Annotated in this window: 17 protein-coding genes and 1 riboswitch; of the genes, 12 read left to right on the forward strand and 5 right to left on the reverse strand. The window is 72.3% G+C overall.

The annotated features are described in order from the left end of the window. Window positions 1-4: 4 nt before the first annotated feature. The 3 genes from OG406_RS36450 (at window position 5) to OG406_RS36460 (ending at window position 3,072) form a co-directional block, all read left to right on the forward strand. The gene (locus tag OG406_RS36450; RefSeq protein ID WP_329189976.1) at window positions 5-1,000 is read left to right on the forward strand and encodes an LLM class F420-dependent oxidoreductase; all 996 of its coding nucleotides are present in this window, start codon (window positions 5-7) and stop codon (window positions 998-1,000) included. A 238-nt stretch (window positions 1,001-1,238) separates the two neighbouring features. Further along, on the forward strand, window positions 1,239-2,588 hold the full coding sequence (locus OG406_RS36455; protein WP_267051775.1) for a transaminase: 1,350 nt from the start codon (window positions 1,239-1,241) through the stop codon (window positions 2,586-2,588). A gap of 43 nt (window positions 2,589-2,631) precedes the next feature. Next, complete coding sequence (locus OG406_RS36460; RefSeq protein ID WP_164370138.1) at window positions 2,632-3,072, forward strand: Lrp/AsnC family transcriptional regulator; 441 nt, start codon at window positions 2,632-2,634, stop codon at window positions 3,070-3,072. A gap of 18 nt (window positions 3,073-3,090) precedes the next feature. On the opposite strand, the gene OG406_RS36465 is transcribed toward OG406_RS36460, so the two are convergent. Next, complete coding sequence (locus OG406_RS36465; RefSeq protein WP_329191094.1) at window positions 3,091-5,289, reverse strand: FUSC family protein; 2,199 nt, start codon at window positions 5,287-5,289, stop codon at window positions 3,091-3,093. 271 nt (window positions 5,290-5,560) lie between these two features. Further along, window positions 5,561-5,896, reverse strand: a complete 336-nt coding sequence (locus OG406_RS36470; RefSeq protein ID WP_329189980.1) for a UBP-type zinc finger domain-containing protein — start codon at window positions 5,894-5,896, stop codon at window positions 5,561-5,563. Window positions 5,897-6,380: 484 nt separating this feature from the next. Here OG406_RS36470 and proP point away from each other — a divergent pair, with 484 nt between their 5' ends. Next, window positions 6,381-7,877, forward strand: coding sequence for a glycine betaine/L-proline transporter ProP (gene proP / locus OG406_RS36475; protein WP_329189982.1), 1,497 nt, complete (start codon window positions 6,381-6,383; stop codon window positions 7,875-7,877). 213 nt (window positions 7,878-8,090) lie between these two features. Next, window positions 8,091-8,714 (forward strand): GNAT family N-acetyltransferase, encoded by a 624-nt coding sequence (locus OG406_RS36480; RefSeq protein ID WP_203659026.1) that lies wholly within the window; start codon window positions 8,091-8,093, stop codon window positions 8,712-8,714. A gap of 165 nt (window positions 8,715-8,879) precedes the next feature. On the opposite strand, the gene OG406_RS36485 is transcribed toward OG406_RS36480, so the two are convergent. Next, window positions 8,880-10,334 (reverse strand): MFS transporter, encoded by a 1,455-nt coding sequence (locus tag OG406_RS36485; protein ID WP_329189986.1) that lies wholly within the window; start codon window positions 10,332-10,334, stop codon window positions 8,880-8,882. 187 nt (window positions 10,335-10,521) lie between these two features. Here OG406_RS36485 and OG406_RS36490 point away from each other — a divergent pair, with 187 nt between their 5' ends. From OG406_RS36490 to OG406_RS36510, 5 genes are all read left to right on the forward strand, one after another. Further along, a complete protein-coding gene (locus OG406_RS36490) occupies window positions 10,522-10,977 on the forward strand; it encodes a MarR family winged helix-turn-helix transcriptional regulator (RefSeq protein WP_329189988.1) in 456 nt (151 codons plus the stop codon). Window positions 10,978-11,051: 74 nt separating this feature from the next. After that, window positions 11,052-11,618: a 3'-5' exonuclease gene (locus OG406_RS36495; RefSeq protein ID WP_267051779.1), complete on the forward strand. Its 567-nt coding sequence runs from the start codon at window positions 11,052-11,054 to the stop codon at window positions 11,616-11,618. A gap of 142 nt (window positions 11,619-11,760) precedes the next feature. Then, the gene (locus tag OG406_RS36500; RefSeq protein WP_329189991.1) at window positions 11,761-12,459 is read left to right on the forward strand and encodes a beta-glucanase; all 699 of its coding nucleotides are present in this window, start codon (window positions 11,761-11,763) and stop codon (window positions 12,457-12,459) included. Window positions 12,460-12,604: 145 nt separating this feature from the next. Further along, a complete protein-coding gene (locus OG406_RS36505) occupies window positions 12,605-12,778 on the forward strand; it encodes a hypothetical protein (protein WP_164370131.1) in 174 nt (57 codons plus the stop codon). Window positions 12,779-13,144: 366 nt separating this feature from the next. Beyond that, window positions 13,145-13,891, forward strand: a complete 747-nt coding sequence (locus OG406_RS36510) for an alpha/beta hydrolase (protein ID WP_329189993.1) — start codon at window positions 13,145-13,147, stop codon at window positions 13,889-13,891. 44 nt (window positions 13,892-13,935) lie between these two features. Here the strand turns inward: OG406_RS36510 and OG406_RS36515 are convergent, their stop codons facing one another. Further along, window positions 13,936-14,160: a hypothetical protein gene (locus OG406_RS36515; protein WP_164370056.1), complete on the reverse strand. Its 225-nt coding sequence runs from the start codon at window positions 14,158-14,160 to the stop codon at window positions 13,936-13,938. Between the two features lie 464 nt (window positions 14,161-14,624). Then, a riboswitch (cyclic di-AMP (ydaO/yuaA leader) is annotated at window positions 14,625-14,795 on the forward strand. A gap of 9 nt (window positions 14,796-14,804) precedes the next feature. Between OG406_RS36515 and OG406_RS36520 the strand changes: the two genes are divergently transcribed. Next, window positions 14,805-16,382, forward strand: coding sequence for a C40 family peptidase (locus OG406_RS36520; protein WP_329189994.1), 1,578 nt, complete (start codon window positions 14,805-14,807; stop codon window positions 16,380-16,382). 81 nt (window positions 16,383-16,463) lie between these two features. Here OG406_RS36520 and OG406_RS36525 read toward each other — a convergent pair whose 3' ends face one another. After that, complete coding sequence (locus OG406_RS36525; protein ID WP_164370130.1) at window positions 16,464-16,781, reverse strand: hypothetical protein; 318 nt, start codon at window positions 16,779-16,781, stop codon at window positions 16,464-16,466. A gap of 167 nt (window positions 16,782-16,948) precedes the next feature. Between OG406_RS36525 and OG406_RS36530 the strand changes: the two genes are divergently transcribed. Further along, window positions 16,949-17,479 carry a PadR family transcriptional regulator gene (locus OG406_RS36530; protein WP_164370129.1) on the forward strand — a complete coding sequence of 177 codons (531 nt, stop codon included), beginning with the start codon at window positions 16,949-16,951 and terminating at the stop codon, window positions 17,477-17,479. Window positions 17,480-17,500: the final 21 nt, after the last annotated feature.

The following is a 17,500-nucleotide window of genomic DNA, read 5'->3' on the forward strand; positions in this document are numbered from 1 at the left end:
CGGCATGAAGATCAGCGTGGTCGCCGCAGCGCGAGAGGACGACAGCCCGGTGGAGGAACCCCTGAGGGTCGCGACGGTCGCCGACCGGCTCGGGTACGACGAGGTGTGGGCGGGGGAGGGGCCCACCTGGGACTCGTTCGTACTCGCCGCAGCCGTCGGACACGTCACGGAGCGCGTCTCCGTGACGGCCGGACCCGTGCCGGTCTCGGTCCGGGACCCCCTCACCATCGCCCGGGGCGCCGCGTCGGCCGCGGCCGTGATCGGCCGCCCGGTCGGCGTCGCCCTCGGGACCTCCAGCAAGCGGGTCGTCGAAGGGGTGCACGGCAGGCCCCGGACCCGGCCGGCCGCCGAACTCGCCCGGTCCGCGGAAGCTGTCCGCGCCCTTCTGCACGGTGAGCCCGGCGAGCCGATCATGCCCGGCAGCTCCTTCCGCCGCCGGCAGCGGCCGCCGGGCGGCCCGCTCACCGTGGCCGCCTTCGGCGACCGGGCGATCGCGGCGGCCGCCGAACACGCGGACCGGATGCTCCTCGACGTCGTCTCACCCGAGCAGGTCGCCGCACTGCGCGCCAAGCTCGCCGCCGCCGAGCGCGTCGGCCGGACACCGCCACGGCTCGCCGCGTGGCTGCCCGCGGCGGTCGACCCCGAGCCGGAGTCGGTCCGCCAGATCCTGGGCAGCGTCGTCGGCTACCTGACGGTGCCGGGCTACAGCGACATGTTCACCACGGCAGGCTTCGGCGAGTCGGTCGAACAGGCGCGGTCCGGCGCCGACCGGGAGGCACTGCTCGCCAAGCTCCCGCGGGAGGCCGCGACCACGGTCGGCCTGGTGGGCGACCTCGCCGCCGTCGAGGCCCGGATCGCCGCCTACGCCGCTGCGGGTCTGGACGAGATCGCCCTCGTCCCCGCCACCGACGGCGATCCGGCAGGCGAACGCACGCTGACCGCGCTGGCGCCGGGCGCGCGCGAGGGCACACCGTCCGCCACGCGGCGGAACACCACCTGAGGAACGGCTCCACCGGGAACGGGCACGGGTGACGGGGCGCGGGTGGTCGCGTGCCCTGCGCCCGTCACCCGTGCCCATTCGGCTGCCCCGAGCACGAGGGATCGGACGGACCTGCGTGGGTCCGTGCGACGATCGATTCGCGTGCAGTCGCAATCGAATCCGTCGTCGGGCCTTGATCCGGTGGCGTATCCCTTCGTAGCATCGCCGTATTCGTTCACCGGACCGAAGGAGCCCCTCGATGGACCGCACCCGTCTGCAGCAGCTCCTGGCCCGGGAGAGCGCCGAGGCCGAGCGCCGCAACCCGCGCTCCAAGGCCGCCTACGAACGGGCCGAGCATCTGTTCGGCAGGGTCCCGATGACCTGGATGAACAAGACGGCGGGAGCCTTTCCGCGGTACCTGGACACGGCACGCGGCGCCCGCGTCACGGACATCGACGGTCACGAGTACGTCGACTTCTGCCTCGGCGACACCGGCGCGATGGCCGGACACTCCCCGGCCGTGGTGGCCGAGGCCGTGCAGCGCCGCTTCGCCGAGAGCGGTGGCGCGACCGCGATGCTGCCCACCGAGGAGGCGGAGTGGGTCGGCGCCGAGCTGACCCGCCGCTTCGGACTCGCCCGCTGGAGTTTCGCGCTCACCGCGACCGACGCCAACCGCTGGTCGATACGGCTCGCGCGGGCCGTCACCGGACGCCCCAAGATCCTCGTGAACAGCTACAGCTACCACGGCAGTGTCGACGAATCGCTGATCGTGGTCGGCCCCGACGGACAGGGCACCGCCCGCCCCGGCAACGTCGGCGCACCCTGCGACGTCACCCTCACCAGCCGCGTCGCCGAGTTCAACGACCTCGCCCAGCTGGAGCGCGAACTCGCCCACGGAGACGTCGCCGCCGTCCTCATGGAGCCCGCGCTCACCAACATCGGCATCGTCCTGCCCGAACCGGGCTACCTGGAGGGGGTCCGCGAGCTCACCCGCCGCTACGGCACCCTCCTCATCAACGACGAGACGCACACCTTCTCCGCCGGACCGGGCGGCTGCACCGCGGCCTGGGACCTGGAGCCGGACATCCTCACCATCGGCAAGGCGATCGGCGGGGGCATCCCGGCCGGGGCCTACGGCCTCTCGGCCGACCTCGCCGAACAACTGCTGGGCCGCGCCGACCTCGACCTGATCGACATGGGCGGGGTCGGCGGCACCCTCGCCGGGAACGCCCTCTCCGTCGCCGCGATGCGGGCCACCCTCGAACACGTCCTCACCGACGGGGCGTTCGCCGCCATGGCGACGCTCTCCGAGCGGTTCGAGGCCGGGGTGCGCGCGGGTATCGAGCGGTGGGAGCTCCCGTGGTCGGTGAGCCGCCTCGGCGCCCGTACCGAGTACCGGTTCGCCGACCCCGCGCCGCGCACCGGCACCGCGTCGGCGGCCGCCGCCGACACGGAACTCGAGGACTTCCTCCACCTGTACCTCGCCAACCGGGGCATCCTCCTCACCCCCTTCCACAACATGGCGCTGATGTGCCCCGACACCACCGAGCGGGACGTCGACCTGCACACCGAGGTCTTCGCCGGCGCGCTCGCCGAACTGGCCGGCTGAACGCCGCCGTTCACCCCCTGCGAGCCGGACGGAAAGGAACCGCGTGGACGAGATCGACAAGGCCATCCTGCGCGAACTGCAGATCGACGGCCGTATCGCCTACGCCGAACTCGGCCCGAAGGTCGGCCTGTCGGCGTCCGCCGCCCGCCAGCGGCTGCAACGCCTGCTCGACTCCCAGGCGGTGCAGGTTGTCGGCGTCACCGACCCGATGGGCATGGGCGGTCAGGCGATGGCTCTGCTCGGCATCGGCGTCGACGGGGATCCACGAGCCGTCGCCGACACGCTCGCCGAACGGACCGAGGTGGTCTACTCGGTGCTGACCTCGGGCGGCTTCGACCTGTTCGCCGAGGTCGTCTGCGCGGGCCCGCGCGAGCTGCTGGACTTCGTCAACGACGTCGTGCGGCCGGTCGAAGGGGTCCGCCAGGTGCAGTCGTTCCCGTACTTCGGGATCCACACGCACCGGTTCCTCTGGAACGTCGGCTGAACGGACGCCCCGCGGGGGCTACGGCGCGGTACTGCGCGGCGACGTCTTCTCGGGCGTGGCGACCTGCACGCCGAGCGGGCGGGCCAGACCGATCACCCCCTCGTCCAGACGCTGGAGATGGCGCAGGACCCGGCCGGTGACACGGTCGTGGCGCGGGAGACCCGGCGCGTCCGGCTCCAGCATCGAGGCGAGACTCGCACCCGTCTCCGCGACCCCGTCGGCGCTCTCGTCCTCGACCCGCGCGACGAGGACGTCGATGTTGTGGCTGATGCGCCGGCCGGCGAGCTTGAGCCGCGGGTCGGCCGCCACCGTCCGGCTGTAGGGCAGGAGTTCGGCCGTCGCCGCCAGCGACCGGGCGTGGTACGCGCAGGTCTCCAGCAGGGCGACGAGATAGCGGGCGGTCTGGCGACGGGCCCGGAGCGGGGTGATCGGGTGCGTCAACGGCTGCGTGGAGGACCGCAGATCCTCCAGCGCCGTGTCGAGGTCACGCGCCTTGTCGAGCAGATCGAGCGCCACCCCACCGCTCAACTGGTCGACCGCCGCGCTGCTCACGTCCCCGAGCCGGGTCAGCACGGTGGCGAGGAGCTCGTCGGTACGCCGGTCCGTGGGCACCGGCAGCACCAGGGCCGCCGCGACCACCCCGCAGGCGGCGCCGAGCGCCGTCTCCTCGATCCGCAGGAAGAGCACCGAGGCGCTGTAGGTGTTGAGCAGCGTGTACAGCAGTCCCAGCATCGCCGTCACGAAGAACGACATCAGGGCGTACGACAGCGGGGCGGTGAAGAACATCGCGAAGATGAACAGCAGCACCAGCGTGAACGCGATCCAGGTGTGGTCACCCACCACACCGGCCAGTCCGACACCCGCGACCACGCCGAGTACGGTCCCGAGCAGCCGGCGGTAGCCCTTGACCAGGATCTCCCCGGTCGACGACGTGTTGAGGAAGACGACCCAGCAGGTCAGCACCGCCCAGTACCAGCGCTGGCTGGACAGGAACTCCCCGCCGACGATGGCGAGCGCCGAACCGACCGAGACCTGCACCGCCGCGCGCGTCGTCGGCCGCTGCAGACCCTTGCGCGCCGACTCGTCCTCCTCGGCCTCCTCGGCGCCCGCGATGGCGACTTCCTCGGCGTCCAGCTCCTCGCGCGAACGTGTCGTCTCCGGCGAGTCGTCCGACTCGTCCTGGGGCCCGTCGAGCGCCAGCCGCAGACCGAGCACGGAGCGCGCCGCCTCGCCGATACCGCGGAACACGTCCTGCACGGCGGCCGAGGCGCGCGGCAGGTTCTCCTCGTCCCGGTAGCCGAGCAGGCGGTTGCGGACCTGGGCCACACCGGTGCCGCGCTCACCGGAGACCGGTCGGGCGACGAGCATCCGGAGCGCGTCGAGGTCGCGCCGCAGGACCGCGGTCGTGTCGTGCTGCGGCAGCAGCCGGTCGCCCGGCGCGGGCAGCGGCGCGTCCGGCAGGTGCAGGGTGAGGGTGTCGGCCCGCTCGGCGCTGCGCGCGGTGAGGATGAGGACACCGAGCCGCTCAGCGGAGATCTCCGCGTCGGCAACCCGGCGCTGGAGCAGCGAGGCGACGGTGCTGTCGCTCGTGCCCTCCTCCAGACGGCCCTGGATCATCATCGCGCTCTCGTGCAGCCGCGCGGTGTTCTGCCGCACGTCCTCCAGCGCCTTCTCGGCCCGGTCGGGAGTGGCGTCGAGGAGGTCGATCTGCGCGGACACCAGTTGGGCGAGTCGCGCCCGGAACGCCTCGCGCAGCCGCAGCAGGACGCGTTCGGGTGTCTCGACGACGAGCCCGAAGCGGACGACGGCACTGCAGACGAAGGCGACGGCGAGCGTCGCGACCAGTCCGGGGAGCGTGGAGAAGGTGACGCCGACGAACAGCGAGACGAAGTAGATCTGGAACCCGATGAGCCCGAGCGCCCACCCGCGGTCGCCGAACCGGCGACTGTAGACCGCCGTGAAGATGAGTGCGACGAAGAAGAGGTCACCCGCGACGACATGGTGGTTCAGCCACGCGCCGAGCGTCATCGCGACGATGGCGACGGGCAGCCCGAGGAGGAGGGTGCGGGCCTGGTCGCCGCGCTGCTTCTCCTTGATCGCGAACGTGCCGACCATCGCGGTCATCGCACCGGCCACCATGTGAGTGACATCGGCGCCGAGCAGGCTCAGGACGGCGAGCGCCAACGCGATGGCACCGACGGTCCGGAGGCCGGCCATCAGCCGCAGCAACCCCGGGTCGGAGGCCGCGTACCGGTCCCAGATCCCCGCCCGACTCGGCTTGGTCACTGTCCTCACGCTGCGCTTTTCCCCGCTCCCGCGTCATGATCCGGAACTCCAGCATGGCATGCGCGGGTCGCACGGTCCGCGTTGCCCCACCGACCCTCCGCGCCGGCCGTGGGACACGGCCGACCGAGTTCCGTCCGGCGGAGGCCGATCGCGCGCCGCCGGGATCCGGGGGCGGCGGCGGTCGGCAGCGCACGGGGACTCCTCACGGCCTGGGCCGCAGGAAGACCTCGTCCTCGTAGCACCACGCCCAGGTCTCGCCCGGCTCCACCGACCGGACGAGCGGGTGGCCGGACCGCTCGTGGTGGGCGTGGGCGTGCTGCCCCCGCGAACTGTCGCAGCAGCCGACATGGCCGCAGGTCAGACAGGCGCGCAGATGGACCCAGGTGCCGCCCCGGGCGAGGCACTCCGCGCACCCTTCCGTGCCCGGGAGGCCTGTCCCGGGCACGGCCTGCTCCCGGTGGGAGCAGCTCCGTCCTTGCGGTCGTCCGCCGTCGGGCGCCACCACCCAGCCCTGTGCCGTCGCGTCGTCCGGTGTCATACGTCGAGTCTCCCCGCCCGACACGGGCCACGCAGTCCGTCCGGAGGCCGGATCGCCGAGAAGCGCGATGAGGGTGCCGAAAGGGCGCCGGTCAGAAGATCACGGTGCACCATCGGTTGGCGGCAGCGGCGGCGGCGCCGGCGGACCGGTCCGGGGCAGGCGGCGCTCCGGGGCCCTCGGACCGTCGGACGACCGGTGCCGCGGAGGCGTCGGGGCGGTGCCGGTCCCGGCCGGTCGGAACCGCCGTGTGCTGGGGACCGACGGCTTTCGGCCCGTTGATCGGATCAGCTGGTGACATGGCCGGTGAACGAGCGAGCGCCCGGCGAGGACACGGCGAGGACACGGCGCCGGACCCCGGGCCGGCGCGTGACGAAGATCATCCTTGTCATGAATCTGTTTGCATCTGCCACGAACGAGTAAACGAGCCTCTGGACATCTCCTGGGCTCAGAGCAGAGAAGACACAGAAGGCAGAGAGGACGCTTCATGGCGGTCACCGAGACGAACCCTGTCGATCCGGAGGCGGTCAAGCGTCATCGCACGCTGTTCAGAGCCGTACGGAGGCGCAGGAATCCCCCGCTGCGGCGGACCGACATCACGGTCACGGACGAGGCGGCGGTCAAGCGCGCGGTGAAGGCGGCGTCGCTCGGCAACGCCATGGAGTGGTTCGACTTCGGCATCTACAGCTACCTCGCCGTCACCATCGGACACGTCTTCTTCCCGTCCGGGAACGGCACCGTCCAGCTGCTGTCGTCGTTCGCGACCTTTGCCGTGTCCTTCCTGGTCCGCCCGCTCGGCGGCATGGTCTTCGGGCCCATGGGCGACCGGATCGGCCGCAAGAAGGTACTGGCCGTCACCATGATCATGATGGCGGTCGGCACCTTCGCCATCGGGCTGATCCCCTCGTACGCCACCATCGGTTTCTGGGCCCCGGTCCTGCTGATCCTGTTCCGTCTCGTGCAGGGCTTCTCCACGGGCGGCGAGTACGGCGGTGCCTCCACGTTCATCGCCGAGTACGCGCCGGACCGGCGCCGCGGCTTCTTCGGCAGCTTCCTGGAGCTGGGCACGCTCGCCGGGTACGTGGGCGCGGCCGGCCTGGTCACGGTGCTGACCTCCGCGCTGGGCAGCGACGGCATGGAGTCCTGGGGCTGGCGCGTGCCGTTCCTGGTGGCGGGGCCGATCGGTCTCGTCGGTCTCTATCTGCGACTGCGCCTCGACGAGACGCCCGCGTTCCGGAAACTGGAGGGCGAGTCCGCGCACAAGGCCTCCGACGCCGCCTCCGCCGTGGAGACGACCGCCAAGGGAGACCTCGCGAAGATCTTCCGCGACTACTGGCCGACGCTCATCCTGTGCATCTGTCTGGTCGGCGCCTACAACATCACCGACTACATGCTGCTGTCGTACATGCCGACCTACCTGTCCGACGAGATGGGCTACAGCGAGACGCACGGGCTGCTCATCCTGATCGCCACCATGGTGGTGCTCATGCTGATCATCAGCCAGGTCGGCAAGCTCTCCGACCGCTTCGGCCGCAAGCCGCTGCTCATGGCCGGCATGCTCGGCTTCCTGGTCCTGTCCGTCCCGGCCTTCCTGCTGGTCCAGCAGGGCAGCCTGGTGGCGGTGTCGGTCGGCATGCTGATGCTGGGGCTCTCGCTGGTCTGCATGCTCGGCACGATGTCGGCGGCCCTGCCCGCGCTGTTCCCGACCCAGGTCCGCTACGGCTCCCTCTCGGTCGGCTACAACCTCTCGGCCTCCCTCTTCGGCGGGACGACCCCGCTGGTGATCACCGCGCTCATCTCGGTGACGGGAAGCGAACTGATGCCCGCCTACTACGCGATGGGGGCGGCCCTCGTCGGCATCGTCGCGGTGGCCTGCATGAAGGAGACTGCTCGGCAGCCGCTGGCCGGATCGCCGCCCGCCGTGGGCACTCCGGAGGAGGCCGCCGAACTGGTGGAGAGCCAGGCACCGGTCCTGCGGTTCTGAGGTCCTGGGCTCGCGTCCGGCCGGAGACGACCGGACGTGTCCGGCGCGCGGCAGCCGTCGTCGCACGGCTGCCGCGCGTCCGTCGCGTCCGTCGCGTCCGCTGCGTCCGCGGAGGAGCGGCCGCCGTACATCCGAGCGGGTGGCGGCCGTAGGTCCGGGCGGGCGGTGTCCCGCCTCTTGTGGGAGCGCTCCCAAGGCGCCACCATGCCGTGCATGAGCGCATCGCCGAGCATTCGTCCCTACCGGCCCGCCGACCGGTCCGCCGTCGCCGACGTCTGTGTGAGCACCGCGGACGAGGGAGGGGACTCACGTGCCCTGTTCCCGGACGAGGGGCTGATGCCGGCGATCTTCGCGGAGCCCTACTGCCATCTGGAGCCCGACCTCGCCTTCGTCCTCGACGACGGCGGCGGACGGGCGGTGGGCTACGTCATCGGTACGGCGGACACCGCGGCGTTCGTCGCGCGGTTCCGGGAGTCCTGGATCCCGCGGGTCACGCATCGCTATCCGCCGCTCACGGGGGTGCCGCGCTCGCCCGCCGAGGAGATGGTCGGGCTGCTGCACACCCCCGAACGCATGGTCCTTGCCGAACTGGCCGCGTATCCCGCGCACCTGCACATCGACCTGCTGCCGGAGTATCAACGCCGCGGTCATGGAAGGGCGTTGATGCACACCCTGCTGACCGCGCTGCACGACCGCGGGGTGCCCGCCGTCCATCTCGGCATGGTCACCGCGAACAAGGCGGCCCGGGCGTTCTACGACCGGCTCGACTTCCACGAGATACCCGTCGCAGACCCGGGACCGCTCACGTATCTCGGCAGGTCCACGGTGGTCGCGTAGGGGCGTGCGCCGAAAGGGAGTTGACGGACGCGAGCGCCGTACGGCCTTCCGTCGGTCTCCGGGAAGGACGTACGGCGCTCGCGTCCGGGAACACCGGTTCGGGCGAGGCGGTCGGGCGACGGCCGCCCGCCGAGACAGGTGCGGACCGCCTGTCGGTCCGCGGTGTCAGCGCGCGGCGGCGGTCACCTCGGGCGCGGCCGTCGGGTCCGCCGTGTCGGTACCGGCCGTGGCACGGACCGCCGGGATGACGGCCGCGATCGCCGCGGCGACCAGGGCGACGCAGCCGCCGACGACGAGCCCGGTGCGGAAACCGTTCTCGGAGGTGAAGGTGTAGCCGCCCGCGGTGGTCGTCATCTGCGCGAGGACGACGCCGACGACCGCCGAGCCGACCGAGGTGCCGAGCGAGCGCATGAGGGTGTTGAAGCCGTTGGCCGCGGCGGTCTCGGAGAGGGGCACGGAACTCATGATGAGCGCGGGCATGGAGCCGTAGGCGAGTCCGACCCCGCTGCTGACGACCATGCCGACGAGCATGAGACCCCAGGCCGTGCTCATCAGGGCCAGCGACAGGCCGTAGCCGAGGGCGATGATCAGGACACCGCAGACCAGGGTGAACTTCGGGCCGCGGGCGTCGGTGAGCTTCCCGCCGAAGGGGGAGACGATCATCATCATGATGCCGCCCGGCGCCATCCACAGGCCGGCCGCGAGCATCGACTGCCCGAGGCCGTAGCCGGTGGCCTCGGGGAACTGGAGCAGCTGCGGGATGATCAGCATGCTGGCGTACATGCCGAACCCGACGAAGATCGAGGCGACGTTGGTCAGCAGGACGCGGGGGCGGCCCGTCGTGCGCAGGTCGACCAGCGGGTCCCGGGTGCGCAGTTCCCAGGCGCCCCAGGCGACCAGGACCACGACGGCGCCGACGAGGAGTCCGAGCGTCGTGGCGGATCCCCAGCCCCAGTCGGCGCCCTTGGAGACGCCGAGGAGCAGGCACACCAGGCCGACGCCCAGCCCGAGCGCCCCGAGGGCGTCGAAGCGCTGACCCTTGGCACTGGCCGGCACGTCGGGGATGAGGAACCAGATCAGTGTCCCGATGACGACGGCGAGAACCGCGGAACCCCAGAAGAGCACACGCCAGTTCGCGTACTGCGCGACCGCGGCGGAGATGGGCAGGCCCAGGCCGCCGCCGATGCCCATCGAGGCGCTGACCAGCGCGATCGACGAGCTCAGCTTCTCCGCGGGTACGACGTCGCGCAGCAGGGCGATGCCCAGCGGCACCATGCCCATGCCCATGCCCTGCAGGCCGCGCCCGACGATCATCGGCGTGACGGACGAGGACAGGGCGCAGACGACCGAGCCGACCACGAGCGGGACGGAACAGGCGAGCAGCATCCGCCGCTTGCCGAGCAGGTCGCCCAGCCGGCCGGAGACCGGGACGCAGACGGCGGCGACGAGCAGCGTCACGGTGATCACCCAGGCGCTGTTCGCGGGGGTGGTGTGCAGGATCTGCGGCAGCTCGGCGATGAGCGGAGTGACCAGCGTCTGCATGATCGCCGCCACGGTGCCGGCGAAGGCGAGTGTGGCGATCACACCGCTCGCTCGGGCGGTGGGCTGGGGGGCGTCCATGAGGGACTCCTCGGGTGTCTCGGTGTGTCTCGGGGTGACTGCCTGCGGGGCAAGGGATGTGCATCGTACACGTCGTATGTATTGCGCATGTGATGTGGCTCATGCATGCAGATGTGGGACCATGGTCGCGGGCCGTGCCTATACGTGTGACGCGCGGTCCGTGCGACAGCCGGAGGCGACAGGCGCGATGGTCAGGCCCACCCACGAGGTCGAGTACGAGCAGATGCTGCTGAGCCGTCACGGCCTGATGCACCAGAAGGGCGGCCGGACCAAGGACGGTGTCCTGGAGCGCAGCGCGTACGTCCTGCTCAGCCGCATCCGGGTCCAGGGGCCCATGTCGATCGGTGAACTGAGCGACGCCTTCGGGCTCGACGCCTCCACCCTCAACCGGCAGACCGCGGCCGCGATGCGGGCCGGGCTCGTCGACCGCATCCCCGACCCCGACGGCGGCATGGCCCGCAAGTTCCGCATCACGGAGGAGGGTTCACGCCTCCTGGACCAGGAGCGGCAGCAGCTCATCAGCTCCCTGGACCGTGTCATGGCCGACTGGCCGGAGTCGGACATCGCCGCCTTCGCGTCCTACCTGCGCCGCTTCAACGCCGACATCGAGCGCATCGGCGGACGGCCCTGGCCGCGTCCCTGACCCGTCCGTCGGCCGGCCGCGGGCCATCCGAAAACCCGGTGACCCGCCGACCGGCACCCCCTAGCCTCACCTGCATGGACATGACCGGGGGACTGTTGAACGTCGTCGACGTCGAGGCGACCTGCTGGGAGGGGCAGCCACCGCCCGGCGCCGTGAGCGAGATCATCGAGATCGGTCTGACGGTCGTCGATCTGGAGCAGGGCGTACGACGCGAGAAGCACCGACTGCTGGTGCGGCCCGCCCGGTCCACCGTCAGCGCCTTCTGCACGGAGCTGACGGGGCTGACCCAGGACGAGGTCGACCAGGGGGTCGGATTCGCCGACGCCTGCCGTGAGTTGGCCGCGCTGCACCGCGCGGGGGAGCGGCCCTGGGCGAGTTGGGGCGACTACGACCGCCACCAGTTCACCCGCCAGTGCGCCGCCACCGGCACGCGCTACCCGTTCGGCCACCGGCACACGAACGCCAAGGCCGCCTTCACCGCCGCCCACCGACTGCGCAAACGGCCGGGCATGGCGCAGGCACTGCGGATCGCCGAACTGCCCCTGGAGGGACGGCATCACCGGGGTGAGGACGACGCCTGGAACATCGCCGCCCTGATCCTCCGGCTCGCCGAGCGCGACGCCTGGCCGGACACGCCTTAGGGCCCGCGACGCTATGGAGGGGGCCGTTGTCGTTCACTCCCAAGGGTTGTTTGCCGGCAAGGTCCACGCGAACGGCGTGTGAGCCGGGGCTCCCGGGGGAGAACCTGGCTCGAACACGAACGCTGTCGCCGAGGAGCCCCGGGTGTCCGATGTCGTCTTCACCGCGGATTTCGCCTCCACCCGCCAATGGGTCGCCGGCCGCTCGTGGGCCTATCCCGACGGTGGCCCGGTCAACCCGGGCGACGACAAGCTCGACCACCTCGTGACCGACCCGGCCTACTGCCGTACGGGAGTCTTCCGCGCGACCCGACGCTCCGACGGTGCGTGGGACGCGGGGCTGCTCACCACCGAGGGCAGCGAGGACGCGTTCATGGTCCGCACGGGGGACGTGCTGGAGGCCCGGATCAGGCTGCCCACGGCGCTCGGTGCGTGGCCGGCCATCTGGACGTGGCGGGACGGCGGACAGGAGATCGACGTCTTCGAGTACCACCCGGACAACCCCGACCTGCTCGAACTCTCCAACCACGTCCGGAGCGCCCATCACTACTACCGGGACGAGGCGGTCCGGCCCGGTGCCCGGGTGGACCTCGTGGTCGAGTTCGGCGCCCACCGGGTCGTGTGGTGGGTGAACGGCGTCCGCGCCTTCGCCGACCGGCGCGGGGTGGGCCGACACTGGGAGGCCTATCTCATCGTCAACCTGTCGGTGTGCGGCGGGCGTTACCACCCGCCGCCCGCTCCCGACGTCGCGGAGATGGACTTCGCGGTGGACGGCCTGCTCGTCCGCAGACCCGCGTCCGACGAGCCGGACGGCGTGGCGGTGGACGTCGGCCTGTTCGACTGAACCGGCGGGCGCACCGGCCGAAGTCGGGCCGGACAGAACGACATTGGGCCCCGGCGGGTGCATCCGCCGGGCGATCCGGCACGGAAGTACGGCATCAGTAGCGACGTCGCGTTCGTGCACGTCGCACCGACAGGTGCCGAGGGCCATGACGAATCCGCAACCGGGGCGAGAGAGTCCCGAGGCCGCGTACATCGGCCATGTGGGCAACTGCCGCACGTGTCTGCGCGAATCGGGCCGCTGCCCGCGCGCCGAGCGCCTGTGGCGGCTCTACCAGGAGTGGCGCAGCGGCTACGGCGGCCGCCCCGGCGGAGCCGAGTGAGACCGCACCGACGACCCGCCTCGAAGGCCCACGGGAGTCCCGGTCCGGTCGCCGTACCCGGTCCGGACGATGTGAGGAAGGCGTAGGTCCACCGACCGCCCGCCTCCGGTCGAGCTGGACAGGGACGACCGGGGGCGGGTTCATGCGGTGGCACGCGCCTGACCGCGACCGGCCGGAGCCCCTGATCCGGCTGCGGGACGGAAGAGGCACGTGCCCCTTCCCGGGATGGCGCCTCGCGCGGGCCCGGCGGGCGGCGGCTCCACCAAACCGTCCGCGCGTCGGCTCCGGATATCCAGTGACCGGCGGCACGATCCCTCGTCGGCCTAGGGTGGGGCGTCGAGAACGCTCCGACGGTGAAGAGGTGTCATGCGAGGCTCTGCGCGGATGTCCGCCCGCGACGGACTGCGTCCCGGGGCGGCCCGGACGCTGACGGCGCTGGTGCCGCACCGGCTCACGGGCGGGGACGCGGGTCCGGCACGGGCCGCGGTGCTGATCCTGCACGGCGGCAGGGCGGACAGTCGGGCGCCCTCCCGGCCCTGGCACGTCTCGGGGCTGCGGATGCGGCCCTTCGTGCGCGCCGTCACCCGGGCCGTGCCGGACGAGGACGTCTTCGTCGGGCAGGTGCGCTACCGCGTACGCGGCTGGAACGGAGCAGCCGCCGATCCGGTCGCCGACGTCCACCGGGCCCTCGCCGAACTCACCGATCTGGTGGGGGACGTGCCGGTGGTGCTGGTCGGTCACTCGATGGGAGGCCGCGCAGCCCTGCGCGCCGCCGCCGCGCCCCAGGTGAGGGCCGTGGTCGCCCTGGCGCCCTGGTGTCCGACGGGCGAGCCGGTGGCCCATCTGCGGGACAAGCGGGTGATCGTGCTGCACGGCGACCGGGACCGGATCACCGAGCCCGCGTCGTCCTTCGCCCTGGTGCGCCGGGCCGCGAAGGAAGGATCCTCCGCGAGCGCCGTACGGGTCGCGGGCGGTGACCACGCGATGCTGCGGCGCGCGCGGACCTGGCACGAGGCCACGGGCTCGGCGGTCGCCGGTCTGGTGTCCCGCGCCGACGGCCCGGACGAGCGGCTTCCCGCCGAGGGGCCGAACGGCGAACCCGGCGTCCTCTAGACCCGCGCCCGACCGGGCGGGAGGCGGCTTTCACCGGGCATGAACTAGGCGGAATCCAGCCGGTCCGCGGGATCCGGACCGGGGGCGAAGGAGCGACGCGAGCCGGCCGTGACGCGCGGGGCGGACCCGGGAAGCGGACCGCCCGTGGACGGATCCCAGCTGAGGATCCACTCGAAGTCGCGCTGCAGCCGCCGGGCTTCGCTCCGGACGAGCGTCGGTATGTCGCCGCGTTCGGAGATCAGTTGGGCATAGATCGGTGCATCGTGCACGTGGGGATCCTCGACTCGCTCTCAGGGCCTTCCGCGGGCCTTCCTTGCCTCGACGGTAGGGCCGCGCCGCCGACGCGGTGGTGATCCGGCCGGGTCGGCCAGAACCGGTCACGGCATGACCAACGACAGCCGACGATGTCGAACGAGCCGTCAGGGAACGCCAGTTCTTTTCGTACCTCGAACGGCCTGCTCGCGCCGACCGGAAGTCCCGGCCCACCGTGGAGATGTGATGGAGGGAGCGGGGGCGGACGCGAACTCGCGACGGGCCCGCACCGCCGAACGCGGTCTTCCCGACGGCCTGTTCGCGCACGGGGTGTGCTCCCGTGGTCGCACAGCGGGGCGATGCGACGAAGGTCACGAAAATGTATCGGACATCTGGGACGTGGATCTTCACACGGAGGTCACAACCTCGCTAGGTTGACGACCAGGCCGCCCGACTCCCTCCGGCGAACGCTCGCCGGGCGGTGCGGCCTCCGCCGAGTCCGGCCCGTCCTCGTGGCAGCCGGAGCCGGGGACCCACCGAACCTGGGGTGAATCGGCCAACTGCCTTACGGGGCAAGGGCCGTAGGGCATACCTTCCGGAACCGTCCGCCCGAACCCGACAGCTAACCCGGTAGGCGGACGACGGAAGGAGTGCCATCCCCATGGCGCCGGAACGCACCGAGCCCAGCGGCGACGAAGTCCGCCGACGGCTCGCATCCCTCTACGACCGGGCCGAGGACGACACCGGCAACTTCAACGCCACCCGCGCCCTGGCCGGCCTCTCCTCCCGGCAGGGCGACCGGCGCGCCGTGGCCCGACGGCTCACCGACCAGGGCCCGGCCGTGGAACAGCGCGGGGGTGTCGATGCCGCCCAGAGCGATCTCATGCGCCAGTGGTTCGACGGCGCGCGTTCCCGGCTGGGACCCACGGTCGCGGCCGTACTGCCCGTGGACCGGCAGCCCGACCGAGGGCGCGGGACCGCCCGGTCCGGCGGGGGCGCCGGACGCCCCATGGAGCTTCCCGCCCAAGACGTCCGCGCTGTAGCCGAGTTGACGGCTGCTCCCGTACGGGAACTGACGGCCGGCCCTGTCGCGGCGCCGGTCGCGGAACTCACCGCCCGTCCCGTCCTCGAACTGACCGCCGGCCCGGTGTCCGGGCCGACGACCGGGCGCGCCCTCGCGGTGCCGGACGGCGGCGCCCCGGCCACCGGGCCCCTTCCGGTGGTGAGCGGACCCACGCCCGCCGCCGACACGTCCTCCCCGCGGTTCCGCAAGGACCGCGCCCGGCGCAAACTGGCCGCCGCGCAGGACCTGCTGACCCGGCACAACGCGCGGCGGAGCGTGGCGGCGCCGGTCGCGTACCCGCCCCTTGCACTGCCGCCCGCGGAGACGGCCGCCCCCGCGGACCCGTACTGGCCGGCCCGGAACGCGCAGGTACCGGCCGCGACGGCCGCGTACCCGTCCGTGGCCGGTGCCGCGTGGCCGGCGGTCGAGGCCGGGTACTCGCAGGTCGAGAATGCCCCGCTGCCGGTTGCGGCCGTCGAGTACCTGCCGCCGCAGGAGATGTGGTCCGCCCCGGCCCAGCCGGTGGCCCCGGCCGTCGACGACAGCCGGTACCCGTCGTGGCCGGAACCCGTGAACCAGCCGGCGCCCGGCGCCCCCTGGTCCGCCGATCCGAACCCCGGGTACGACACCGGAAGCATCCCCGCCCTCGCGGTGCCGCCGGTCACCGGGTACGACACGGGGAGCATGGCCGCTGTCGCGGTGCCGCCGGTCGCCGAGTACGACACGGGGAGCATGGCCGCTGTCGCGGTGCCGCCGGTCGCCGGGTACGACACGGGGAGCATGGCTGCGGTCGCGGTGCCGTCGGTCGCCGGGTACGACACCCGGGCCGCCGAGGCCGTCGCGTTCGCCCGCGCCCAGGTCGGCAGACCGTGCGTGTGGGGAGCGTCCGGGCCCGGCTCGTACGACCCCTCCGGCCTGACCCAGGCCGCCTGGCGCAGCGCCGGCGTGCTGCTGCCGCGGTCGACGTCCGACCAGGCGCGGATCGGACCGGCCGTCGCCCTGGCCGGGGTCCAGCCGGGCGACCTGATCTTCTTCCACGGGGACCTGAGCCACGTGGGCCTCTACGTCGGCGACGGCATGATGGTCCACGCGCCCAGCCCCGGAGGGCGGATCACCGAGGAATCCGTCCAGCACGCAGGGCAGGCGGCGATCCACAGCGTCGTACGGCCGGTCTGAGTGACGGCGGGACCGGCGGCCACGGTGATGCCGTGGCCGCCGGTCCCGCCGACGTTCCGGGCCTCTCCGGCCCCGTCGGAGTCAGAACTCGCTGTCGATTCCCGTGACGGCGGCCGGCCCCAGCGGAGCGTCGTTCTCGGAGAGGCCGCTCTCGCGCAGCGCCCCGGAGACGAGGCGTACCGCCTCCGCCTCGGCGGTGCGCCGGTCCGCGGCCTCGACCTCCAGCCGGACCGAGAACGTGTGGTTCTCGTCCACGGTCAGCAGGCTCAGTTCCTCCGTCTCGCCCAGGTCCGTGTTCTGCGGGTCCTGGGGGCGCAGCCTGCGTTCCACGTCTGCGCGGGAGGAGTCCGAGACGCCGTGGACGAACGTCCCGGGAACGGTGATGACGTAGGTGGTCACAAGAACTCCTAGCGTGCGTGCCCCGCGGGCCTGAGTGCGGTCGGCAGTGTGATCGCCCGTATACCCCGCATTGTGACGGTCACCCGCGCGTTCTTCGCGTCGGGCGCCCTCCGCGGCGTCCTCACGGGTGTGCCGCGCGGTGTTCGGGTGGCGATACGGTCGGGCCCATGGCTGATGCTCGGTTGACCACCGCCTCGTTCCTCGTGCTCGGCGTCATCGACAAGCTCGGCGAGGCCAGCGCGTACGACGTCAAGGGTGAGGCGGCGCGCACGGTGGCGCCCTTCTGGTCCGTTCCGCACGCCCAGGTGTACGCGCAGTGCGACCGCCTCCTGGAGGCAGGCCTTCTCGCACAGGTGCGCCAGGAGAGCGGCCGCAACCGCCGGGTGCTCACGCTGACCGACGAGGGCAGGGCCGCGCTGCGGGACTGGCTGGACGACACCGCCTTCGTCCCGGTCGAGGCCCGGGAGCGCGGCATCCTCAAGCTCTGGTTCGGCGGCCGGCCGGACCTGCTCGGGCCAGTTCAGCTGGACGAGCACGTCCGGACGCTCGGCGACTACGAGGTGCTGGCGGAGAGCGTCGGGGAGCTGCTGACCCGGGGGCAGCGCGACGCTCTGGAATTCGGCATCCGGTACGAGCGCATGATGGTCGACTTCTGGCAATGGGTGCAGCGGCGGGACGAGGACGCGACAGACCGTTGACCCCGGCGCCCGGGCGGCCCT

The sequence above is a fragment of the Streptomyces sp. NBC_01428 genome (assembly GCF_036231965.1).
In the GTDB taxonomy this organism is placed as follows: Bacteria; Actinomycetota; Actinomycetes; order Streptomycetales; family Streptomycetaceae; genus Streptomyces.